The 21522-nt window shown below is 58.8% G+C and carries 19 protein-coding genes and 2 pseudogenes; 8 read left to right on the top strand and 13 right to left on the bottom strand.

Annotation, left to right across the window (positions count from 1 at the left end; genetic code table 11):
* Positions 1-1029 (top strand): Uma2 family endonuclease (locus NW862_RS07375; protein ID WP_414427066.1); only part of this gene is annotated, 1029 nt, incomplete at its 5' end.
* On the opposite strand, the gene NW862_RS07370 is transcribed toward NW862_RS07375, so the two are convergent.
* Positions 1026-2207, bottom strand: coding sequence for a glycosyltransferase family 2 protein (locus NW862_RS07370; RefSeq protein ID WP_414427065.1), 1182 nt, complete (start codon positions 2205-2207; stop codon positions 1026-1028). The genes NW862_RS07375 and NW862_RS07370 overlap by 4 nt on opposite strands.
* 106 nt (positions 2208-2313) lie before the next feature.
* Here NW862_RS07370 and NW862_RS07365 point away from each other — a divergent pair, with 106 nt between their 5' ends.
* Entirely contained in the window at positions 2314-2658 is a 345-nt protein-coding gene (locus NW862_RS07365) for an STAS domain-containing protein (protein ID WP_414427064.1), read from the top strand.
* Positions 2659-2706: 48 nt separating this feature from the next.
* Here the strand turns inward: NW862_RS07365 and NW862_RS07360 are convergent, their stop codons facing one another.
* Together NW862_RS07360 and NW862_RS07355 are read right to left on the bottom strand one after the other, a co-directional pair.
* The gene (locus NW862_RS07360; RefSeq protein ID WP_414337680.1) at positions 2707-3528 is read right to left on the bottom strand and encodes a tetratricopeptide repeat protein; all 822 of its coding nucleotides are present in this window, start codon (positions 3526-3528) and stop codon (positions 2707-2709) included.
* A 154-nt stretch (positions 3529-3682) separates the two neighbouring features.
* Positions 3683-4102: pseudogene (locus NW862_RS07355) on the bottom strand (RNA-guided endonuclease TnpB family protein); the annotation flags it as partial.
* 200 nt (positions 4103-4302) lie between these two features.
* On the opposite strand from NW862_RS07355, the gene NW862_RS07350 reads away from it, so the two are divergent.
* Positions 4303-5337, top strand: coding sequence for a 2Fe-2S iron-sulfur cluster-binding protein (locus tag NW862_RS07350; RefSeq protein ID WP_414348421.1), 1035 nt, complete (start codon positions 4303-4305; stop codon positions 5335-5337).
* 29 nt (positions 5338-5366) lie between these two features.
* On the opposite strand, the gene NW862_RS07345 is transcribed toward NW862_RS07350, so the two are convergent.
* From NW862_RS07345 to rpsO, 5 genes and pseudogenes are all read right to left on the bottom strand, one after another.
* Positions 5367-7133, bottom strand: a complete 1767-nt coding sequence (locus NW862_RS07345; protein WP_414427063.1) for an NADPH-dependent assimilatory sulfite reductase hemoprotein subunit — start codon at positions 7131-7133, stop codon at positions 5367-5369.
* 261 nt (positions 7134-7394) lie between these two features.
* Positions 7395-9389 carry an ABC transporter ATP-binding protein/permease gene (locus tag NW862_RS07340; protein ID WP_414427067.1) on the bottom strand — a complete coding sequence of 665 codons (1995 nt, stop codon included), beginning with the start codon at positions 9387-9389 and terminating at the stop codon, positions 7395-7397.
* 191 nt (positions 9390-9580) lie between these two features.
* Positions 9581-10774, bottom strand: coding sequence for a nickel pincer cofactor biosynthesis protein LarC (gene larC, locus NW862_RS07335; RefSeq protein WP_414335007.1), 1194 nt, complete (start codon positions 10772-10774; stop codon positions 9581-9583).
* Between the two features lie 66 nt (positions 10775-10840).
* Positions 10841-11296 (bottom strand): annotated as a pseudogene (locus tag NW862_RS07330) (photosystem II biosynthesis protein); the annotation flags it as partial.
* Positions 11297-11313: 17 nt separating this feature from the next.
* On the bottom strand, positions 11314-11589 hold the full coding sequence (gene rpsO, locus NW862_RS07325) for a 30S ribosomal protein S15 (RefSeq protein WP_414335006.1): 276 nt from the start codon (positions 11587-11589) through the stop codon (positions 11314-11316).
* A 93-nt stretch (positions 11590-11682) separates the two neighbouring features.
* Between rpsO and NW862_RS07320 the strand changes: the two genes are divergently transcribed.
* A complete protein-coding gene (locus NW862_RS07320) occupies positions 11683-12366 on the top strand; it encodes a HEAT repeat domain-containing protein (RefSeq protein ID WP_414335005.1) in 684 nt (227 codons plus the stop codon).
* A gap of 18 nt (positions 12367-12384) precedes the next feature.
* Here NW862_RS07320 and apcD read toward each other — a convergent pair whose 3' ends face one another.
* The 4 genes from apcD to NW862_RS07300 form a co-directional block, all read right to left on the bottom strand.
* Positions 12385-12870 carry an allophycocyanin subunit alpha-B gene (gene apcD, locus NW862_RS07315; protein WP_414335004.1) on the bottom strand — a complete coding sequence of 162 codons (486 nt, stop codon included), beginning with the start codon at positions 12868-12870 and terminating at the stop codon, positions 12385-12387.
* Positions 12871-13052: 182 nt separating this feature from the next.
* On the bottom strand, positions 13053-14288 hold the full coding sequence (locus NW862_RS07310) for a type IV pilus twitching motility protein PilT (RefSeq protein ID WP_414335010.1): 1236 nt from the start codon (positions 14286-14288) through the stop codon (positions 13053-13055).
* Between the two features lie 370 nt (positions 14289-14658).
* On the bottom strand, positions 14659-15348 hold the full coding sequence (gene folE / locus NW862_RS07305; RefSeq protein WP_414335003.1) for a GTP cyclohydrolase I FolE: 690 nt from the start codon (positions 15346-15348) through the stop codon (positions 14659-14661).
* Positions 15349-15457: 109 nt separating this feature from the next.
* Positions 15458-16189 (bottom strand): SDR family oxidoreductase, encoded by a 732-nt coding sequence (locus tag NW862_RS07300; RefSeq protein WP_414337664.1) that lies wholly within the window; start codon positions 16187-16189, stop codon positions 15458-15460.
* Between the two features lie 226 nt (positions 16190-16415).
* Between NW862_RS07300 and NW862_RS07295 the strand changes: the two genes are divergently transcribed.
* Complete coding sequence (locus NW862_RS07295; protein ID WP_414337661.1) at positions 16416-17603, top strand: ABC transporter ATP-binding protein; 1188 nt, start codon at positions 16416-16418, stop codon at positions 17601-17603.
* 106 nt (positions 17604-17709) lie between these two features.
* Positions 17710-18453 (top strand): NUDIX hydrolase, encoded by a 744-nt coding sequence (locus NW862_RS07290; protein WP_414335009.1) that lies wholly within the window; start codon positions 17710-17712, stop codon positions 18451-18453.
* A 159-nt stretch (positions 18454-18612) separates the two neighbouring features.
* On the opposite strand, the gene NW862_RS07285 is transcribed toward NW862_RS07290, so the two are convergent.
* On the bottom strand, positions 18613-19353 hold the full coding sequence (locus NW862_RS07285) for an MT-A70 family methyltransferase (RefSeq protein WP_414335000.1): 741 nt from the start codon (positions 19351-19353) through the stop codon (positions 18613-18615).
* A gap of 303 nt (positions 19354-19656) precedes the next feature.
* Between NW862_RS07285 and trxA the strand changes: the two genes are divergently transcribed.
* Both trxA and NW862_RS07275 read left to right on the top strand, forming a co-directional pair.
* Positions 19657-20013 carry a thioredoxin gene (gene trxA, locus NW862_RS07280; RefSeq protein ID WP_414334999.1) on the top strand — a complete coding sequence of 119 codons (357 nt, stop codon included), beginning with the start codon at positions 19657-19659 and terminating at the stop codon, positions 20011-20013.
* A gap of 308 nt (positions 20014-20321) precedes the next feature.
* Positions 20322-21392: an LOG family protein gene (locus NW862_RS07275; RefSeq protein ID WP_414334998.1), complete on the top strand. Its 1071-nt coding sequence runs from the start codon at positions 20322-20324 to the stop codon at positions 21390-21392.
* The last annotated feature ends 130 nt before the right edge of the window (positions 21393-21522 follow it).

Genomic DNA, 21522 nt, shown 5'->3' with positions numbered 1-21522 from the left:
TTCCGGTTCCGGCATATTCTCTCCTCAAAAGAAGAGGTGGGAAACTTGCTCACTGCCCACCAGCATACCCTAGCCGTGGAAACTGGCAGCCGGGGTATCTTGACCTACGATCCCTACGTCATCCTGGGAGCTGTGTCCACCCCAGGGATCCGGAAGCGTTTCCCGGCACCCCAGAAGAGGGGAAGGTTGATAGCAGGGATCCCTTTGGGTTATCCCAAGAGGTATCTGCACATCCTGCCTCTAGGGGTACTCCAGGCTATGGCCCTCTCTCCTGTTCGCCTTACCCCTTCTCTCCCCCCCATCCGATGGGAAAAACTGCCGCAAGACTTTCCGCTGCCGGATGAGCCTGTGGAAAGCACCTTACAGCCCCTTTTGGCTGCTGCGCTGCGCGAGGCTTTGGAACTGGCTCAGCTTATCCCCGCCGAGGCTTTGATCGCTTCCAACTTTGGCCTGTGCAGCACTGTCGGGGACAAAGTGGTGGTGAAAGCCCCCGACTGGCTGTACGTGCCCAGGGTGCAGCCGCTGCCCGAAGGAGAGATTCGCCGCAGCTATACCCCCCACTTGGAGGGGGATCCCCCGGCCATTGTGATGGAATTTATCTCCGAAACCGAGGGTGGCGAATACTCGATTAACCCCCACTACCCCTACGGGAAATGGTATTTCTACGAGCGCATTTTGCAGGTGCCTGTTTACGTCATTTTTCATCCCAAAACCGGCGAGCTGGATGTCTATCGCCTGGAAGACGGTCGCTATGCCCCTGCCTCGGCTGAGGAAAACGGTCGCTATTGGATCCCGGAGATCGGCTTGTTCTTGGGGGTGTGGCGCGGACAAAAAGCGGAAACCAAAGCCAACTGGTTGCGGTGGTGGACTGCCGACGGGAATTTGCTTCTGTGGGGAATTGAACAAGTAGAGCAGGAGCGACAGCGGGCCGAAGCGGCAGAGGCAGCCCTCGCCCAAGCCCGTCAGGAGCAGCAGCGCCTAGCCGCAAAATTGCGGGAGTTGGGCGTCGATCCTGAGGCAATCGACTAGTAGGTGCGCCCGCGCCAAGAGCGGGGGCGACTGAGGGCTGACAAGATCACCCGTAGGACAGCCAAGGGATCGGCCAGCGGCGAAGCCCAGAATGTCCAGGGGGGATCCTGGTAGGAGCCGCGAATGCCCGCCAGCACGCCCAAGCGCAGGGCGAGTAGGCCTAGGTTTAGCCCCAACAGAACCTGCTCTGTTAGGGAAAAGGGCAACCCCATCCCGGCCTTGATCCCCAGCCCCCCAACCGCCAAGACCGGGATCCCTTGGGTGAGCGCCAGCAGGGCGATGTCCCCCCACAGCTGAGCTCTGGGAGTGGCGTCTTTCAAATCCAGGGAGCGGCCCCACTCCCGCCAAGTTTCGCCAAAAGAAGTGTACATGCGCACCTTGAGCAGGTGCCGACCATCGCAGAAAGCTACCCTAAAGCCGGCTGCCGCGATCTGCCGCACCAGGGTGACGTCGTCGCAAAAGGAAGCCCGCGCCAGCGTGTAGCCGTTCATGGCTTCCAGCACCGAGCGGCGCACCAACATGCACTGCCCATTGGCCATCGTCCGCTCCGGCAGAGCAGCCGTGTCCCCTGCCGCCCCATAGCGGTAGATCAGGGTTGTCAAAAGAGCCGGCTGCAGCCAAGCTTCTCCCCAGTGCTCCAAGATAAACTGCGGCGCCAGGGTGATGAGATCCAGCTGGTTGGCCTGGGCAGTTTCCAGCAAGCGCTCTACCAGGACCGGCTGGGGGCGGGTATCGGCATCAATACCCAGGATCCACTCAGAGGCGGGATCCGATTGGAGAAATCCATAGTGCAACGCCCAGGGACGACCTACCCAGCCACTGGGCAGGGGATCGTCGGTCAAGAGGCGAAAGCGGGGATCCCGCTCGGCCATCTGCAGCACTTTCTCGCGGGTGCCATCCTGGGAGCGGCTATCCACCACCAGCACCTCGCGCACAACCGCTCCCTGGCGGTGCAGCCCTTCCAGGCAGGGATCCAGGCGCTTGGCTTCGTTGAGGGTGGGCAGTAGGACGCTGACCAGGCCCGGCGGGAAGGGGATCCCCGCTTGGCCAGGGGGCAGAGGGGAAGGGCGCCGCAAAGACGGCAGCAGCCGCGCCAGCAACACCGCCACCATTGGCAGCTGCAGGGCCAGCAAAATCAGGGCAGCCGCATCCCCCATCGGGATCCCGTGCGTATCCATTGGAGCTACCTTCCTACATCAAACAAAAAGTTGCCTGGCAGAACCCAACCCGGCGGCTTTGGTTCAGAATCAATGTGGCTCCCGCCCTTGACTTTCTCAGCCCTTTGTGGATGTTTCCACCCAGCTCAGCCCCAAGGGATCCCTTGTCACCCTGGTCAAGCTTCCGGCAGGAAAGCTGGATCCCGCTTTGGTGCGGAAAGAGCTGGGCCAAATTCTTGCCGAGAAACCCAAACACCTCTTACTGGATCTAAGCCAGGTTACGCTGCTCGACAGCATGGGGGTGTCGGCTTTGGTGTGGGCAAGACGCACCTGTACTCCCGCCGGCTGTCATCTCAAGCTCTGCGGCTTAGGAGAACAAGCCAAGCTGGTTCTCAAGGTTACCCATCTGGATTCTCTTTTTGAGATCCATCCGTCAGTGGAAGCCGCCCTCAAGGATGTCTCCGAGTCCTGAAGGGGAGAGCTTGTTACAAGTTTTACCGCATCCTCAAATCAAAACCCCCTAGGGGCTAGTCTCCTGGTTCTCAACAGCCTGGGGCTGGTTTCTTTGGGCGTAGAGCTGCGCCTGTTGCCGGATTTCCTCCCGCACCTTGGGCGGGGCCAGGCGGGCCGCTTGCTCAAACAGATCAGGGGCCTGTGCCCGTAGGTCGGCATCGGCAGCAGAGCTGAGGGCTATTGCCTTGCCCAATACCGGGGCAAAATCGCTGGGATCCGCTGCAATCATCTCATCATAAAGGGCCACCGCTTTTCCCGTCTGGTTGTTGCGGGCGTAGATAAAAGCTAAGCGCAGGCGGACATCGTTATCTTCCGGTACTTCCTTCAGATAGTTCTCCAGCAGGTCAATGGCTTCAGAAGTGCGGCCCAGAACTAGTTGAACATCGGCCAGCTCCTGCAGAACTTGGCCATCTTTGGGATCCTTTTTGTAGAGAGCTTGAAGCTGCTCCAGCGCTCCTTCCAGATCTCCTGTCTCCCGCTGAATTTGAGCCAAAAAAGCTCGCAGTTGCCGATTTTCCGGCTCCAGTTCCACCAGCTTCTTCAGCGGCTCAATGGCCCCTTGCGGCTCGTTGAGCTGCAGTTGCGTGTCAATTAACCCCCGCAGGGCAATGGGGTTATCCGGCTCCCGTTCCAGCACGGCCCGGTAGCCGTCCGCCTGGGCCCGCAGTTGCTCGGTAACCAAATTGGCGGTGTCTGCCGAGTCAGAAGGCCCCAGTGCCTGCAGTATCGGGCCAAAGGAGAAGCCCAGGAACATGACTGCGCCAAACACCAGCATCAGGGCTTCCAGGAATTTGCGGAGGGGCGATTTGTCAGGTTTGGACTGAGGCATGAAGGGGCTCGCACAAAATCTCTCTGTACTCTATCATTCGCTCCCTTGGAAGCACAGCAGCGGCCTGTTGTCGAGAACAGCGCCAACATTCACCCGTAAACTACCCGGCTCCGACCGCTAAGCGGTACGGAGCGGGCTTCTGGTAGCCCTGCAGTTGGTAGTTGCCAATTGCCAACTCAAAGCGTTCCCGCCCCTCGACGGTGGTCAGCGACACCGTCCAGTCTTTTTGCCGAAAAGAAAAGGTGCGGGCGTCAAAGGACTCCGTCCCGCTAGCGCGAAAGGTCACAAAGCCGCCCTTGAAGGCTTTGACCGGACGATTCTTTTGCCGGGCAACCTTGCGCGAGCCTGCAACCCGCCTGCACACCTGTTGTGCCAGGTTGCTGGATAGCCCGAAGCGGGTACGGATCTCGCGGTAGCAGAGAGATTGGAGCTTAACGGCGTTGACTATCTTCTCCGGTGTGTTCTCATTCACCCAGTTCAAGGCTTGTGCAAAAGCGTCTAGCGTCGCATCCAGCTTGGCGGCTTGCGACACAGACACCTTGAGCTTGCAGGAGATGGTCAAGGCTTGGTTTATGCTCCTATTTTATCTCATCAGATGCTATATTGTTGTCCGGCTTCTTGCATTCCTCCGGACGCAAGGACTCCGTCCCGCTTCGCGAACGGCTACGCCAGAGCGCGGGGCTCCTGCGGTTTCTAGCTGAAAAGGGGTATCCAAATCCAGGTCAGGAACGTATAGGCTTTAGGCGTCCAAGAACGGTTTGCCGGCACCCAACTATGCGGATCACTTGCTACCCCGATAACCTCACCTTTGAGGCCAATCCTCTGCTCACGATCTTGGAAAACCTACTGCAGGCCGGGGTGCGCCATGTCCATGCCTGTGGCGGCAATGCCGCCTGCTCCACCTGCCGGATCATGATTTTGGAGGGCAGCCAAAATTGCCGTAGCATGACCCCTGCTGAGAAGAAGTTGGCCGAACGGCTGGATCTCCCCGTGCATATCCGCCTTGCCTGTCAAACCCGCATCACCGGGGATGTGACGCTGCAGCGGCTGGTGCTCGATAGGGCAGATGTGGAGGTGGCCCAGCATCAACTGCAGGCTCAGTCCATCGGCGAGCAGACCACCGCCGCCATTCTCTGCGCTTCGCTGTGGGGGACGGCCAATTTCGACGAGGAGAACTTTCCCTACGATGTTGTTTACACTTTGGGTCGCCACTTCGTCCAAATGGAGTCGGTGGTACAGCGATACCAAGGAGTGTTGGCCAACCAAAGCGGGCTGAGAAGTCTGGCCCTGTTTGGCTTGGGACAACCCGAACGGGCAGTACGGCAGGCTCTGCAGGCGGGGTTGGCGCTTTTGCAATCGGTGGCGGAGCTGAACAGGTTTCTGCGACAGCTCACTTACCCAGAGGTCCGGCTTACCCTCGGGATCCACCATGGCCCAGTGATCCTACTCCACATCGACCCACAAGAGCCGCGGCGAGTTTCAGCCTTTGGCAAGGCAGTGAGTTTTGCCACCTGGCTGGGATCCCTTGCTGAACCCCTCGATCCCCCCAAAAAGCCCCAGGAGAGGCCGAACTCGCAGCTGTTGATCTCGGCACCTGTGTATCGAGCAGCGCAGGACTTGTTCTTGCAGGTGGAGCCCCTTGCTCTGAAGCCTTCCCCTGAGGCCAAGCCGATTCAGGTCTTTAGGGTGCTGCCTGGTCAGGTCAAGTTGCCTGTTGATGAAGAGCCAACTCCGCAGGCCGTGACGCCCCAACCCACCGGCTGGCTAGAGGCGCTGCAGGAATGGCTGCGGGCCTGGTCGCGCTTCTGAGGGATCCCCTAGAATCCAGCACCGACCTGCTAGAGCTGCTGCACCTGGGCCTGTAGGTAGGGGATCCCCACCCGGTGGCAATAGTCGCCGAAGCGCTCTTGGGGGTGGCGCTCCTGCTTGTAGAGCTGCAGAAGAACTCTCATCAGCGGCACGATCTGGCTAATGTGCACCCGATCCTGAAACGGCTGGGCCAGGCGATCCCCTTGCGGGCTGGCCCCCAGCCAGATTTGGTAGTAGCCATCGGGGGCGGATCCCACCAAGCCGAGCTCTGCCAAGTAAGGCCGGGCACAGCCATTGGGGCAGCCGGTCATGCGCACCAAAAAGGGCGAATCCTGCAGCCCCAGCTCCTGCAACACCTGATCCAACTGGCGAATCAGGGTGGGCAGGGCTCGCTCCGACTCGGTGATGGCCAAGCCGCAGGTGGGAAGCGCCGGACAGGCCATGGAGAGCCGCACCAGCTCCGGGATCTCCTCTTTGGAAAGCACCCCGTGGGACTTGAGGATCTGGTTGATGGCCTCTCGCTGGTGATCCTCGATGTCAATGAAGATCACGTCCTGCGTAGGAGTCAGCCGCAGGTGTAGAGAAAATTCCTCTACAATCTTGCGCAGGGCCGTTTTCAACTGCCGCTCCGGCGTATCTTGGATGCGGCCATTTTCAATGGAGAGGCCCAAAAACCAACGGCCATCCCCTTGCTCGTGCCAGCCCAGGTAGTCGTCGCTGTTGGGGATACACTTGGGCAAGGGACGAAAACGGGGCAATTTTTCCCCAACATACTCCTCAACAGCGCGGCGAAACTTGCGGATCCCCCAGTCGCGCACCAGATACTTCAGCCGTGCCTGCTTGCGGTCGTAGCGGTTGCCGTGATCCCGCTGCACCGCCAAAATCGCCTGGCAAACCCGGTACACCGCTTCCGGCGGGGCAAAGCAGAGCTTCTGGGCCAAAAGGGGTTGGGTCTCCTCCTTGCCGTGGGTGCGCCCCATGCCGCCGCCCACCACGATGTTGAAGCCCTTGAGGTTGCCCTTGCGGTCGGTGAGGACGATCAAACCCAGGTCTTGGGAGTACACATCGACGGTGTTCTCCCCGGCTACGGCGATGGCCGTCTTAAACTTGCGGGGCAGATAGACCGGGCCATAGAGAGGTTCCGGCCCCTCCAGCCTCACGCCGTTGCCTACAAACTGCTCGGCTTCCCGGACTTCCGGATCCACCGGCGGGATGGGAACCGCCTCCCCATCCACCCACAGCTCGTAGTAGGCAGAAGTCTTTGGAGCCAGGAGATCCGCCAGCTTGCGGGCGTATTCCTGGGCATAGCGGTAGGCAGGCCGGTTTTTGTAGGGGGCGACCGGTGCCATGACGTTGCGGTTGACATCGCCACAGGCGGCCAGGGTGGATCCCATCTGCCGGACGATGCTGGCCACCGTGGCCTTGAGATTTTTCTTCAGGATCCCGTGGAGTTGAAAGGTCTGCCGGGTGGTAGCCCGCAGGGTGCCGTTGCCGTACTCCTCGGCCAGCCGATCCAGGGTCAAGTAGAGCTGCGGCGGCACATGCCCCCCCGGAATACGGGTGCGCAACATCATCTCGTAGGCCCGCTCCAACCCCTCCTGCTTTCGCTGCTGCCGCAGATCCCGGTCGTCCTGCTGGTAGGCGCCATGAAACTTGAGCACCTGCACCGCCGCTTCGCTAAAGTGGGTAGTGTCTTGGGCCAGCTCCTGCTGCAAGGGATCCCGCAGGAAATGGCTATCTGCCTTGATCTGCTCCACCTTGGAGCGCTTGGCCTCAGAGCCGACAAGGGAGCTCATCTGATTCTCCAGTAATCCGGTCGGAATACCTGTGAAACAGGGTAGCATCTCCCCTGGACTGCGTCCAGTTCTATGGGTTTGAGGTGGAACAGCCTACCCCCCTCTCCCAGAGGGAGAGGGGACGGGGGTGAGGGTCGTCACTCTGTCTGAGAGAGGGGCCGGGGGTGTTCGCGCTAGCGGCGCGGAGCGCTTGGGTCGTCACTCAGGGAGAGGGGCCGGGGGTGAGGGGTACCAGGGCAGATTGAGAGCTAAGGCAGCGCTCTAGCCGGCCAGGGCCAAGCGGGCGCCGTATTCTGCCGCCGACCAGAGTTTCCAGGCAGAGTTGCCCTGTAGCTCCAAGACCAGGTCGTGGTAGGCCAGGAGAGTGGGGCGGTGGCCGACGCTGACGTAGGTGGTGTTGAGGTGTTGCAGTTGCAGGTAGAGCAGCTTTTCGTTGGCTACATCTAGAGCGCTGGTGGCCTCGTCCAAAATGGCGTAGCGGGGCTGAGTAATCAAAATGCGGGCAAAGGCCAGGCGCTGCTGTTCCCCCAAAGAGAGGGTGCTGGCCCAATCTTTCTCCACGTCAAAGCCGCCCACCCGCTCCGGCAAATCGGCTAGGTTCACCTGGGCCAAAACCCGGATGAGATCTGCATCGCTGAGATCCCGGCGACGACCTGGATAGAGGAGTTGATCCCGCAGGGATCCCAGCAGCATGTAGGGCTTTTGCGGCAGGAAGAGCATCTCGGTGGTGTCGGGGCGGGCGATGGATCCCTGGCCGTTGTTCCACAGGCCGGCAATGGCCCGCAGTAGGGAGCTCTTGCCGCTGCCGCTGGCCCCCACAATGAGCAGCCGTTGGCCTGCCTCTAAACTCAGGGACAGATCCCGCACCAGGGTTCGTTCCGAGTTTGGTGTTAGCAAAGTAACCTGCTGCAGCGCCAGTTGGGGAGCAATGCGAGTTTGGATGGTGCTCTCCCGGTCGCGGGTGTGGCGCAGGGCCGGATTCTCCAACGTTTCGTAAAAGGACCCTAGACGGTTGATCCCGGCGGCAAAGCTGGAGATGCTTTGGATCTGGTTGGCCACAATTGAAAGGGCACTCAGCACCTGGCTAAAGGCAATGGTGGCCTGGGTAATGGTGCCAAAATCCCGTACGCCGCTAAAGTAAAGGGGGGCCACAATTACATAGGGCACAATGCGCGTGAAGTAGTTATAGGCATACTGAAAAATGTCAATAATGGCCTGCCAAATGATTAACAAGTCAAAGTTGCGCAGGGCAGCGGCAAAGCGATTCAAGATCTGCCTCAGCTCTAGGTCTTCTCCCTGGTAAAAGGCGATGGACTCAGCGTTGTCCCGCACGTGGACTAGGCTGTAGCGAAAATCGGCCTCGTAGCGCAGTTGATCGAAGTTAATTTTAATTAGCTTGCGACCGGCCAAAATGGCAATGGCGGTGCCGATGGTAGCATAGATAACCAGTCCCACCGCCAAGGGGCGGGAGATGCTGTAGAGAATGCCGGTAAAGGCGTAGAGGGTGAGGATCGAGTCGAGAATATCCAGCAAAAAAGAAAGGGTGGTGCCGGTAAAGGAGCGAACGTCTTCGGAGATGCGCTGGTCGGGGTTATCAATCTCTGTGTTAGCGGCGTTAGAATCCAGCTCGTAGTAGGCCCGCTGCTCGAAGTAGCGATCCAGAAAGTGGTCGGTCAGCCATTCCCGCCAAAACAGGCCCAGCTTCAGCCGTGTATACCGATAGATCACCAAAATGGGAATGGCCGAGATGATCAACACCCCGTAGATGATTAAAAACTGCCAGAAGGTGTTCTCTTCTTTTTGCTGTAGGGCGGTGTCGATAAACCGAAAGATAAAGCTGATCATCACGTTTAATCGGTTTACCGTTAAAGATAGAAACAGCAAAAAGGTCAACAACAGCCATTGCAGCCAGCGCCGCTGAATCTGGCGCCACACCAGCCCAAAGGCCAGGCTGCTCAGAGCCAAGCTGGCTGCGGCCACCCACAGCAGCGGCGAGGCCAAGTTTCTCTCCGTTTGCGCCACCAGCCCGGCTGCTACATTGGTAAAAAACTCTGGGAACAGGGCCTGACCAACCAAGGTCACCCCAATCTCCACAAAGAACATCAAGGCAACCACAAACACCATGGCCGCTGCCAGCAAGCCAAAGAAAATCCAGCCCCCGTAGCGCACCCGCGGATAAAAGTAGGGCTGAGCTACCGTGATAAAGCGGTCCCAAAGTTTGCGGTCGAAATTAAATTGAGCGGCTTGGGATTCCATGGTTGTGGTCGTGGTCAAGAGCGTGGGATCGACATCTTCCAGGCTAGCAGGCCAGGGATCCCTTCTCGGTCCACCAGGAGCAAATCCCTTCGCCTCTGAGGAAGAGCCCCGCTGCTCATGCTGAGCCAGTGCTGGTAGGGCTTATGTCCAGCTCCTGCGCGGCAGCCTACTTTTGCCCAAAGCTTCTGTTTTCAGTCGGGATCCCCTTGCAGCCGCTTTTGCCACGCCGCTTGGGCCGCCAGCCACACCGTCTGGACCGGCACGCGGAACTCTTGGGCGCAGGCCACACAGTCGCGGAACTCCGGCTGGGCGTTGACAATGCGGCCATGGTGATGGGCCACCTTGATGTCCACCAGGCCGTAGGGGGTTTCCACCCGCTCGATCCGCCGCTCCAGGACGGTGCGCTGCTGCTGGGAGTGGCGGATGCCCAGGGTAGTGGTTTCCCGGAAGATGAGCTCCTGGCACTCCGGCACCCGATCCGGCGGGCAGATTACCGTCAACAACACCCCTGGTCGCCCCTGCTTCATGGTGATGGGCTGGGTAAACACGTCCCAGGCGCCAAGGATCAGCAACTGCTCGCAGGTATAGGCAATCACTTGGGGGTTGAGGTCGTCAATCTGAGTTTGCAGCACCGAGACGATCTCGGTTGGCTCTTCCCCCTGGGACTGGCCAATCCAAAGACGAAACACGTTGGGAATGGGCAGCTCGCGGCTGCCGGCCCCGCGCCCCACTTTTTCCAGCCGCAGCGGTGGACAGGGCCCAAACGCTTCTGCCAGCGCCACCGCCAAGGCTGCGCCGGTGGGGGTAACCAGCTCGGCTTCCACGCCGTTGCTAAACACCGGCACCCGCCCCATCTCCCACAGCTCGATCACCGCCGGCACGGGCACCGCTAGTTGGCCGTGTTCGGTGCTCACCCAGCCGCCGCCAATGGGGTGAGGAGAGGAGATCACCCGCTCCACCTGCAGCCAATCCAGGCCGATACAGGTGCCGACGATATCCACCAGGGCATCGACGGCCCCTACCTCGTGGAAATGCACTGTTTCCAGGGGCACCTGATGGACTTTTGCCTCTGCTTGCGCCAGCTTCTCAAAAACTTTGAGGCTGCGGGCCTTGACCGCGGGAGCCAACCGGGATCCGGCAATCAAAGCCTGGATTTCCTTCCAAGGGCGGGCGGGCGGGGATCCGTCCAACACTTCTACCACCGCCTGTAGGGCAGGCTGGCCACACCGCTGCACCCGCTTCGCCTGCAGGCTGTATTCCCCCTCGATGCCCAGCGCCTGGAGCTGCTGCTTGAGATACTCCAAGGGCACCCCACAATCCAGCAGCGCCCCCAGACACATGTCGCCAGCAATGCCCGCCGCACAGTCGAAGTAAGCTATTCTCATGCCAGAGAACTGGGGGTGACAGCTATTGTAGGCAGCAACTGGCCTGGTCCGGTGATGGGAGAGGAATTAGGCTTCCCCAGAGTCTGAAGATTGAGAAGATTGGGCAGCAGATTCCCGCCAGTGTTGGATGACGTTGCCCAAATTGCGCCGAAACTCTCCAATTCCCAAGAGGGATCCGGGGTTGGGATCCCAGGAAGCCGAGAACACGCCGTAGCTGATGCCCAAAAAGCCAAGGCCAAACAAGGTTAGCGACTCCACCAAGGTGAAGTAAGGGGGCAAAGCCACCACATGGTTGGTTAAGAGGTAGTAATTGATGAAAAAGCTGCTCAGGCCCAGCCCAGAGGGGATCCCGGAAAACACCAGGATCCGCCGCACCATCCGCCGGCTGACCTCAGGGGGGATCGCAGCAACAGATTCCTGCTTAGGCGGCTTCTTCTCGACCTCAGCAGAGGTAGAACTGGGGCGACGGCGGACGGCTTTGGAATGGCGGCTGGATTTGGCCACAAAGACAGCTCTCCGATAGCGTTTTGGATGGGTACCTACTTTTTCACCCGGATGTTCAGCCGTTCGGCCAGCTCCCGGAAGCGGTCAGGAGAATGCTTAGCGATGTAGTTGAGCAGCCGCTTGCGCCGACCGATCATCATCAGCAAGCCGCGGCGGGAGTTGAAATCTTTCGGGTTTTTCTGGAGGTGCTGCGAGAGTTGGTTGATGCGGCTGGTGAGCAGAGCCACCTGAACATCGGCAGAACCGGTGTCGGTGTCGTGAAGTCGATAGCTCTCGATGATCTGCTGCTTCTCTTGTTGCAATAAGGCCATAAGATCAAAGGACTGGATGCACTGCTTCAAAATAATAACATCGACCTTTTGTCCCTTGCTATTGCCGGGGATGATCGTGGAGACAAGGGGATCATGACACCAACCTCTGGAAATCCTCCGGCACTGCCGGCTTTGCTGGAACTGCTGAATTCACAAGACCTGGGAGATCGGCTGCGCGCCGTCAACAAGGCCAGAGAACTGCCTGGGCCAGAAGCCTTGACGCTGTTGCAGCAAGCCATAGCCGACGAGAATGCCCGCGTCCGCTATGCCGCCATCAGCCAGATGGGCACCCTATCTGGTGTCGATCCTGCCCCCCTTTTGCCCATTTTGCAGCGCTCTTTGCGAGAAGATCCGGAGTTCGATGTGCGGGCTGCTGCTGCCGCTGCCCTGGGGGATCTGAAGCAGCCGCAGGCCCTGGACGATCTTCTGGGGGCTTATCGGCGGGAAACAGAGTGGCTGGTGCGATTCAGCGTCGTCGCCGCCCTGGGGGAGCTGGGCAACCCTGCCGCCTTCGACACCCTGGTGGAAGCTTTGCAAGCAGGAGATGATCTGCTGACAACAGCCGCTGCCGCCGCCCTGGGGGATCTGGGGGATCCGCGAGCCATCCCCCATCTAGAGCCCCTCATCGATTCAGACGATTGGCAGTTGCGCTACCGCGTCTGCATTGCCCTGTCCAAGCTGGGCACCGAAGCCGCCCGCCCCGGCCTAACCCGGCTGGCCCAGGATCCCCAAGAGCAGGTGGCCGCCCACGCCCGCGCCGCCCTGGAATCCCTGTAGATCTCCGGCCAACCTGCCCTAGCTCATGGCGTTGATGATGTAATCAAAGTAGGGAGCGGCCTCGGCGGCGGAGTCCGGATCCAACAGGCTGAGGGCTGCTTCCTTCAAAAAGACCATCGCGTCGATCATGCCGGCGATGGGCACGTTGAGGGCGTTGTACATTTCCCGCACCCCTATCAGGCCGATGGACTCAATCGGCTCTTTGCTGCCGGCAATAATGCCATAGGTCACCAGACGCAGGTACCAGTCGTAATCTCGCAAACATTGGTTGTAGCGCTTGTCACCGTAAGCATTGCCGCCGGGTTGCACATATTCCGGCCGCTTGGCAAATAGCCGCTTTTGGGCCTCGTCGATGATGCGCTTTTTATTTTCTGTTAGCACCTGAGCGATTTGCAGACGCCTCTCGCCCGTAGTCATGTAGTTTCTGATGGCTTCCAGTTCGCTGACTGAGAGGTAACGCAGTTGGTCATCCGCGGTCTCGATGATCTGGTTGATCACGCTCACGGTAGGGATTCTCCTGTTTTGTAACGCTCTTTCAATTCACTTAATCAAGCCAGCCCAGCAACCCATCCCCCTAGCCAAAGGTTGGCCCAGAAGATGAGAAGACAACTTAGCAAGCTAACTGCTCCCAGTTTAGGATAGGACAGACCTTCCCTCAAGCACCTGGCCCAGCCGGCAGACCGGCTCTAAATCCGGCCTCGCAGCCATTGGGCCATCTCGTTGGGACGTGGGGCGGCCTCCAGACACACCTCTGCGGTAATCCGCCCCTCTTGGTAAAGCTTAAACAGAGACTGATTCATGGTACACATGCCCTCGTAGGAGCCATCGGCGATCAGCTCCTCAATTTCGTCCACCGCTCCCCGCTTGATGTAGTCGCGGATGGCATCGGTGTTGCGCATGATCTCATGAGCCGCTGCCCGCTTGCCATCGGTGGTGCGCACCAGCGTTTGGGCAATAATTGCTACTAGAGTCTCCGCCAGTTGCAGGCGCATTGGCTCCTGCTCCTCCGGCCTGTAGATCCCCAAGAGACGCTCGATGGTGCGGACGGCGCTGTTGGTGTGCAGGGTTCCGAAGACCAAGTGGCCAGTCTGACCAGCCTTCAGAGCCGTATCCACCGTTTCCCGATCCCGCATCTCCCCAATCAGGATGATGTCCGGATCTTCCCGCAGCGAGGCTTTCAAGGCATTGGCAAACTCCAGGGTGTGGATGCCGACCTCCCGCTGCCGCACCATTGATTTCTTGCTCTGGTGGACGAACTCGATGGGATCTTCAATAGAAATGATGTGCTTGGGAAAATTGGAGTTGACGTAGTCCACCATCGCCGCCAGAGTCGTGGACTTACCGGAGCCGGTGGGGCCGGTCACCAAAACCAAGCCTTTGTGCTCTTCGGCAATGCGCTTCAACACCTCAGGCGCCCGCAACTGTTCCAGCGTCAAGATCTTGAGCGGGATCAGACGCATCACCATGGCCGGGCCGAGCAGAGAAACAAAACAGTTGACCCGACAACGCACCAAACCCTCGTACTGGATGGCGGTATCCAGCTCCAAACATTCTTCAAACTGACGAATTTGATTCTCCGGCAAGCTTTCCCGCAGCCAGCCATAGAACATCTCGGTGGTGGTGACCGGGTAGTTGCTCAAGACCATCTGCCCCCGATCCCGGAAACGAGGCACTTCCCCCACCCCCAGGTGAATATCGGAGTAGCCCTTGTCGTAGGCTTCCTGTACCAGTTGGCGCAGCGTCGGGCCAGCGGGGGCAGACTTAGGAGCAGCAGCGGCCACCGGGATCCGCCCGGCAGCCGTGGGGCGAGCTGGGGGCACAAAAGGCGGAGCAGCCGGACTGGGGGGCGACACCGGAGGCCGACCCGCAGCGGCAGGAGGAGTGGGCAGAGGCATCTGCGGGGGAGTGGCAGGGCCGGGCATGGGCACCGGTGTCTGCGGGGGAGCGGCAGCCACGCCCGGCGGGATGGGCCGGCCCAGGATAGGCTTGGGCGCACTGGGGGCAGGGCGCGATCCAGTTCCTTGCGGGAGGGGAGCAGCCGCACCCAGTATCGGATCCAACTGCGTTGGGGGCTCCACCTTCGGCGTCTGAGCAGCCGCACGCGGAGGGCGCTGGGCAACAGGCGGGGTCGGCGGCTTCCAACCGGAGTCTAAGTCGGTGGGAAATTGATTTTCGGGGCTGACCTCGCTCATAACAGGCCTCGCTTCTGGCAGGATCTGCGTCGATTTTAAGCTAGTATTCCCAGCCTGAGCAGAGGATTAGCTTTCTTGCCGGCAAAGCTCCGCGGGATCCTTAAAAGTTGGACGGGTGGCGAATGAGGCTCAAGAACTCCTCCCGCGTGCGGGGATCCTCCTGGAACACCCCCACCATCGAGCTGGTAACCGTCCAAGAGCCGGGCTTTTGCACCCCCCGCATCACCATGCACATGTGGGTAGCCTCGATAACCACTCCCACCCCATAGGGATCCAGCATGGTCATCAAGGCTTCCGCGATCTGGCGGGTAAGACGCTCCTGAACCTGCAGGCGGCGGGAGTACATCTCGACAATGCGGGCAATTTTGCTCAGGCCCACCACCTTTTGACGGGGGATGTAAGCCACATGGGCCTTGCCGATAAAGGGCAACAGATGGTGCTCACAGAGGCTAAATAGGGTTACGTCCCGCAGCAGCACCATCTCGTCGTGGCCCTCGTCGAAGATGGCGCCGTTGATGAGATCTTCCAGGGACTGCTGATAGCCGCTGGTCAAAAACTTCAGCGCGGCCACCACTCGCTCCGGGGTTTTCTTGAGACCCTCCCGCTGGGGATCTTCCCCAATGCCCCGCAGCAACGTCTCCACTGCGGCCACCATCGCCGGATCCAGGCTTTCTGAGCCCCTGGGCTCTTGCTCTGCCGAGTGGGACAGATCGCGAATAACCCGAGACTTGAGGTTGGCTTTGTCGTTGAGTCGCAATTCGGCACCGGATCCAGGCTTGGCAAGAGTCATAGCAGGATATTCCTTTGGTTGAACGAAGGGTTGAAGGAACTTGTCGAGGGAGACAGGGCCGGGAAACCCTCAAAACTGGGCTAGCAAGGCCACTCCAGGAAGAGCCAGCCTAAAAGGCCCCCGCCGCCGGCATGAGGGTGAGATCTTCCACCACAGCACCCCTGGGCAGGCGAACGAGATAGGCAATCAAGTCCGCCACCCACTCCGGCGAGAGCATTTTGGAACGGTCGAAATCCACCTGAACCGTATCCGTATCCCAGAGAGGCGTATCCACCGCTCCGGGACAGAGGCTGGTTACCCGGATGCCGTGCTGTCGTTCTTCTTCGGCCAAGGCCTGAGAAAAGCCCAGCAGGCCGAACTTGCTGGCGCAGTAGGCTCCCCAATTGGGAAAGGCTCGCTTGCCCGCAATCGAGACGACGTTGACAATCACGCCGAAGCGCTGCCGGCGCATCGCCGGCAGGACGGCTTGGGCGCAGAGAAAAGCTGCCGTCAGGTTCAAGTCAATCACCCGCTGCCAATCCGATAAAGCTACGTTGGCCAAGGGACCAACGTAGGCCACGCCCGCATTATTCACCAAGACATCGCAACCGCCAAATCGATCCAAAAGAGCTTGCAACTGCTGCGGTAGAGCGGGCAAGTCGGCCAAGTCGATGGGAAAAACCTCCGCCTTTCCTCCTTTTGCCTGGATCTCCGCCTGCACGGCCAGCAAATCGGGATGGGAACGGGCCACCAAAGCAACCGCTATCCCTTCCTCGGCCAGTCTCAGAGCTACCGCTTTGCCGATCCCTCGACTGGCCCCTGTGATCAAGGCACGTTCGGGAAACTGGGGCTCAAAACTCATCCACAATAAGACTCTAGGATGCGCTGTCAAGAACAAGCGCCACCAGAGACCGGTAAACTTCGTTAACTGAGTTTAACACTGATTCCCGCCTACCACTCGAATCAAACGGGAAAGGCTGGGATTGATCCTATCCCTGCCGCCATCCATCTGCCCTGAGTCGGGCCGGGCAGGACTTAAGGTATGGTAGTCTGGTGAAAAATAGTGAAAATCTTTTGCAACAACTGTCATGACTGAGTTCTTGGTTTCCTCAACGTCCACTGCTGCCCGGGCGGATTCTCCCTACATTCTTCAGGTTGAGGGCATTAGCAAGAGGTTTCCTGGCCAGCGGCAGTTGGTTTTGCAGGAAGTGGCGTTTCGTCTGCCCCAGGGAGACATCTTGGGGATTGTGGGCCCGTCGGGCTGCGGGAAAACCACCTTATTGCGCACCATTGCCGGCTTTGAGCAGCCGGATGGCGGGCGGATCCTGCTGGGGGGGCGAGTGGTGGCCGGGGAGGGGCAATGGATCCCACCGGAGCAGCGGGGGGTGGGGCTGGTGTTTCAGGATTTTGCCCTGTTTCCCCACTTGGACGTGCTGGCCAATGTGATGTTTGGACTCCGGCCCGCCACCCTATTTGCGTCGGCAGGGGGGGGCGGCAATCGCTCCTCCTCACCTGAGTTGCGAGGCGCTGCCCAACAGGCGCGGGAACGGGCTTACGAGGTCTTGCGGTTGGTGGGTCTAGAGGACTACGCCCATCGTTATCCGCACGAGCTTTCCGGCGGGCAACAGCAGCGGGTGGCCCTGGCTCGGGCTTTGGCCCCCAGGCCCAGCCTGATCCTTTTGGATGAGCCGCTCAGCAATCTGGATGTGCAGGTGCGCTACTATCTGCGGGAGGAAATCCGCAAAATCCTCAAGCAAACCCAGACCTCGGCCATTTTCGTCACCCACGACCAGGAAGAGGCCCTCTGCCTTTCCGATTGGGTGGCGGTGATGCGGGAAGGGCGTATTGAGCAATGGGGATCCCCGGAGGAAGTCTATCGAGAGCCGGCCACCCGCTTTGTGGCCGAGTTTATTACCCAAGCCAACTTTCTTCGCTGTGAGCGGCGGGAGTTCGGTTGGCAGGCTGAAGAGCTGTCGCACATCCCCTTTCAGGCTTTGGGAGATCAGCGCGACCCCAGCTTGCGCTGCGCAGAGCTGATGATTCGGCAGGAGGAGTTGCATTTGCATCCTGACCCTCAGGGCGGCCTTGTCATCCGGGATCGACAGTTTTTGGGACGAGAGTATCGCTATTGCTTGATCGCAGAGTCTGGCAAAGAATTGCACGCCTTGGCGCGGGAAGCGCTGCCTGTGGGCACGCGAGTTCGAATTGCCATCGGGCAAGGTCGTCTGTTTCCCATTGCTGGGCCTGAGGGATCCCCGCTACAAAAACAAACCTGACCCAAAAGCCGCCCTTTTGCCCGACGTTCTCCCGGAGGCATGACCCAGGCGCTCCCTATCTGGCAGCAAACTGGGTAGGCTGTTGATGGAGGGGCAGTGGCAATCTATGCAGGGATCCCGCATCATTGCCGGCACAGTGGAGGAGCGAACCGCGTTGGCGGAGTTCCGCGTCGGTGTGGATGCGGTCATTTTTTCCATCGATACCGAGCAGAATCGCCTTCTGGTGCTGCTGGTGCGGCGGCGGGAGGATCCCTTCCGCGGTTGCTGGGCTCTGCCAGGAACGCTGGTGCGACGCTCAGAATCCCTAGAGGCAGCGGCCTACCGCATCTTGGCAGAGAAAATTCGTGTTAAAAATCTCTACCTGGAGCAGCTCTACACCTTCGCTGGGCCAGAACGGGATCCCCGCGAGGCCGAGGATGCCTGTGGGCTACGCTACCTGTCGGTCAGCTACTTTGCTCTGGTGCGATTCCAGGATGCTCAACTGCTGGCAGACGGAGTGGAGGGCATTGCCTGGTATCCCGCTGACCAGATTCCCCCTTTGGCCTTTGACCACGAAGCAATTTGCCGCTACGCTCGCCGTCGCCTCTGCGCCAAGTTAGAGTACAGCCCGATTGCTTTCGATATTTTGCCCGCCACCTTCACGCTGGGGGAGGTCTATCAGCTTTACGGCACCGTTTTGGGCGAGGGGTTCTCCGATTACTCCAATTTTCGCGCCCGCTTGCTAAAACTGGGCATTTTGCGGGATACCGGCCAGAAAAGCACCCAGGGAACAGGCAGACCGGCAACTCTTTACCGTTTTGATGCAGCCGCTTTCGAGAAAATCCGGCACAAGCCGATGGTATTCGTTTGAGGTCTGCTGGAGGGATCCAGCCAGATTTGGTGGGTACAGATTCGCTTCTATATTAAAGGGGGTTCTGTACATGACTACCCGGACAAAGGCTTATGCCGAGATAATGTGCAACTTCGCTCCCATAAAGTCGGAAAAAGCTGTGGTTCAGGGTATCGATAACTAGCATGCGGCAGGAGTATCTTGACAGCTTTTGGCATGACGCAGCACTCTTGGTCGTTTTGCATCTGGAGTCAGCAGACCGTATTGGTTGCCCCATCCGTCGTAGCCATCGCGTACCTGGCGCGCGAACACATCAAGGCGCGGCCCTTCAAAATATTCCGCAATACGCTTGTAGAAGGAATCCGGTTTGGCGCTATGAGTTGTCGGAGTTTCTGTAAAGCAGGTCTGCATCTTACCAAAATGTTTTCGATCAAACACAGCCTTGCCCTTATATCCGAATAGAACGTGCTCAGTGGTAACTTGGTAAGGTCCAAATGGACATGGGCCAGTACGCTTATTCCATGTGATCATCGTATAGAAGGTGAATCCCCACGCTTCCATTAAGTCGAACGCTATCTTCAGGATGGGCTCTCCGGTGCTGCGATCCTTGCTATTGGTTGCCCACAACCACAAGAAGCTCTGCTCTTCCGCCCACAGGTTGATGGGTAACTTCATCAATTCTTCCTTGCTCATTGTGGGATAGTCCAGAGTTGTGGTTTGATTGGGACGAGCCTTGCGTTTGCCGGTTTTGCCTTGGTTCCAAGGTGGATCAACGACAAGAACTCGGTAGCGCTTATCCAGGTTCGTTGCGATGACTGAGGGATCGTCCATGGTGTGCGGGATCCCAGTTTTCTCGCCTGGCGCGCGGGCAGGCATCTGGTCTGGCGTTTTATCCAAAGAGCGCGGTGGGTTTTTTGTCATGCTATGGCTTCCGTGGGACTGGTGCAGATGAGGCACACGCCCTCGGCTTTGGGGATAAGCGTGTGGACACGGCAATTATCCTCGCTCGGGCCCCATCACAGCCTCACCGCTAAAGCGATGATAGAGCCTGTAGAAGCCCGTTTCAGCCCCAGCCAGATACTTTGCGATGCCGTTGGTGTGGGCCATGTTCCCAGAGGCACCCTCTGCAAGGGGGTAGGCCGTGGTGGAAGCAGGCGGCAGCAGCCAGAGAGCTGTGCTAAGATTAGGAACCATGATAGGTATTGTTTCAGGAGTTCTCCAAGCATGTCTGCAGCAATAGATATCGCTGATGCCACCTTTGAAGAAGAGGTGCTTCGCAGCGATATTCCGGTCTTGGTCGATTTTTGGGCACCTTGGTGTGGCCCCTGCCGCATGGTGGCTCCTGTGGTTCAGGAGATAGCTGAGCAGTATGCCGGCAAAGTTAAGGTTGTAAAGATCAATACTGATGAGAATCCTCAAACTGCCAGTCAGTACGGTATTCGCAGCATTCCCACTCTGATGTTGTTCAAAGGCGGCCAAAAGGTGGATGTGGTGGTCGGTGCTGTGCCCAAGGCAACTCTGACCACAATTTTGGAAAAGCACTTCGACACAGAAGATAAGCTGGGTAGCTCCGTACTTTAGTGCGCGACCAAGTTGCTGTGCTACGCTCTGCTCGTCTGCTGTGGTGAAAAACTCGCAAGGCCGATGAGCACAGGCGCCAGTAGGCAGGACTTCAAGGCTTTGTCTTGGCGTTTATGGGTTCACCTCTGGGCGGTGTAAGAAATCTCCTGACTACCGCTACGCAGAGGTGGGCCGATGCCTGGGCGAAGTAGCCGGGACAGGAGCCCAGATGTTTCGGAATGTAACTTTTGAGGTCTGGATGGGAACTTGGTTGATATTTTGTGCCGAGAACTCATTAGAGTGAATCTTAGAGAGCTTTGGATCCCAGCTTGACCGATTCAGTTTCTTCTCTTCTGCGAGAGGTTTTTTCCAGCGCTGAGACCCGCCTAAAGCAGTTGGAACATCACCCCAACCGGACAGCGTGGCTGCGGATTTTGCAGTCTTTGCAGCGCATGGGATCCCTGGAGCTAAGCCGCTTGGATGCCAAAATCTTGGCGGCCACTCTTGAGGACTTGGAACAGGGGTTTGCTGCCTTTCAAAACTATGTCCATCAGCGCAAGATCACCGTTTTCGGCTCGGCACGGCTGGGGCCGGAAAGTCCCGAATATCGTCAGGCCCAGTTGTTTGCCCACTGCATCAGCCAGCGGGGGTTCATGGTGCTGACGGGGGGCGGGGGCGGTATCATGGAAGCCGGCAATCGAGGGGCAGGGCTGGAAAACTCATTTGGGCTCAACATCCAGCTTCCCTTCGAGCAGATGGCCAATCCCGTCATTGCTGCCAGTGATCGGGTCATCAACTTCAAGTATTTCTTTTCTCGCAAGCTCTTCTTTGTCAAAGAAACCGACGCGCTGGTGCTTTTCCCTGGCGGCTTTGGCACCCAGGATGAGGCCTTTGAATGCTTAACCCTAATGCAAACCGGCAAAACCAAGCTCATGCCCTTGGTGCTGGTGGACAGAACAGGTGGCTGCTACTGGAAGGAATGGGATGAGTACGTGCGGGAGCACTTGCTTGGCCGCGGCCTAATCAGCCCAGAAGATCTTTTCCTCTACACCTTAACTGATGATGTGGGAGATGCCTGCCAGCAGATTGTCGATTTTTATCGCGTCTTTCACAGCAATCGCTACGTGCGGGAGCTTTTGGTCTTGCGCCTGAATACCAAACTCTCGCCCCAAGCTCTGGATACCTTGAATGAAGAGTTTGCCGACATTCTCGATGGGGGCCGGATCGAGCAAACCGAGGCCCTGCCGGAAGAAGCTGAGGAAGATATTGCCCATCTGCCGCGGCTGGTGATGCACTTTAACCAGCGTAACTTTGGACGGCTGTGGCAAATGGTGCGCCGGATCAACACGCTTCATCCAGGACAGCCGGATCCTCTGCAAATGCGCCCCGACCAAAAGTAGGTGCTGCCCTCACCCCCGCCCCCTCTCCCTGAGGGAGGATACCTCACCCCCAGCCCCTCTCCCTGAGGGAGAGGGGAGTTGGAGGGGCGCGTTTGCGACAGCGTTGCGTAGCAATAACGGCATAACGAAC

The sequence above is a fragment of the Synechococcus sp. H55.8 genome, from assembly GCF_047462375.1.
Classification (GTDB): Bacteria; Cyanobacteriota; Cyanobacteriia; order Thermostichales; family Thermostichaceae; genus Thermostichus.
The sequence above is the reverse complement of the archived record's forward strand: the minus strand, read 5'-3'. Positions and strand labels throughout refer to the sequence as shown.

Bases quoted from the DNA above. Each gene is read 5' to 3' on its own strand.
- NW862_RS07370 (WP_414427065.1), bottom strand. From the start codon at position 2,207: ATGGATACGCACGGGATCCCGATGGGGGATGCGGCTGCCCTGATTTTG.
- NW862_RS07360 (WP_414337680.1), bottom strand. From the start codon at position 3,528: ATGCCTCAGTCCAAACCTGACAAATCGCCCCTCCGCAAATTCCTGGAA.
- NW862_RS07350 (WP_414348421.1), top strand. From the start codon at position 4,303: ATGCGGATCACTTGCTACCCCGATAACCTCACCTTTGAGGCCAATCCT.
- NW862_RS07345 (WP_414427063.1), bottom strand. From the start codon at position 7,133: ATGAGCTCCCTTGTCGGCTCTGAGGCCAAGCGCTCCAAGGTGGAGCAG.
- NW862_RS07340 (WP_414427067.1), bottom strand. From the start codon at position 9,389: ATGGAATCCCAAGCCGCTCAATTTAATTTCGACCGCAAACTTTGGGAC.
- larC (WP_414335007.1), bottom strand. From the start codon at position 10,774: ATGAGAATAGCTTACTTCGACTGTGCGGCGGGCATTGCTGGCGACATG.
- rpsO (WP_414335006.1), bottom strand. From the start codon at position 11,589: ATGGCCTTATTGCAACAAGAGAAGCAGCAGATCATCGAGAGCTATCGA.
- NW862_RS07320 (WP_414335005.1), top strand. From the start codon at position 11,683: ATGACACCAACCTCTGGAAATCCTCCGGCACTGCCGGCTTTGCTGGAA.
- NW862_RS07310 (WP_414335010.1), bottom strand. From the start codon at position 14,288: ATGCCCGGCCCTGCCACTCCCCCGCAGATGCCTCTGCCCACTCCTCCT.
- folE (WP_414335003.1), bottom strand. From the start codon at position 15,348: ATGACTCTTGCCAAGCCTGGATCCGGTGCCGAATTGCGACTCAACGAC.
- NW862_RS07300 (WP_414337664.1), bottom strand. From the start codon at position 16,189: ATGAGTTTTGAGCCCCAGTTTCCCGAACGTGCCTTGATCACAGGGGCC.
- NW862_RS07295 (WP_414337661.1), top strand. From the start codon at position 16,416: ATGACTGAGTTCTTGGTTTCCTCAACGTCCACTGCTGCCCGGGCGGAT.
- NW862_RS07290 (WP_414335009.1), top strand. From the start codon at position 17,710: ATGCAGGGATCCCGCATCATTGCCGGCACAGTGGAGGAGCGAACCGCG.
- NW862_RS07285 (WP_414335000.1), bottom strand. From the start codon at position 19,353: ATGACAAAAAACCCACCGCGCTCTTTGGATAAAACGCCAGACCAGATG.
- trxA (WP_414334999.1), top strand. From the start codon at position 19,657: ATGTCTGCAGCAATAGATATCGCTGATGCCACCTTTGAAGAAGAGGTG.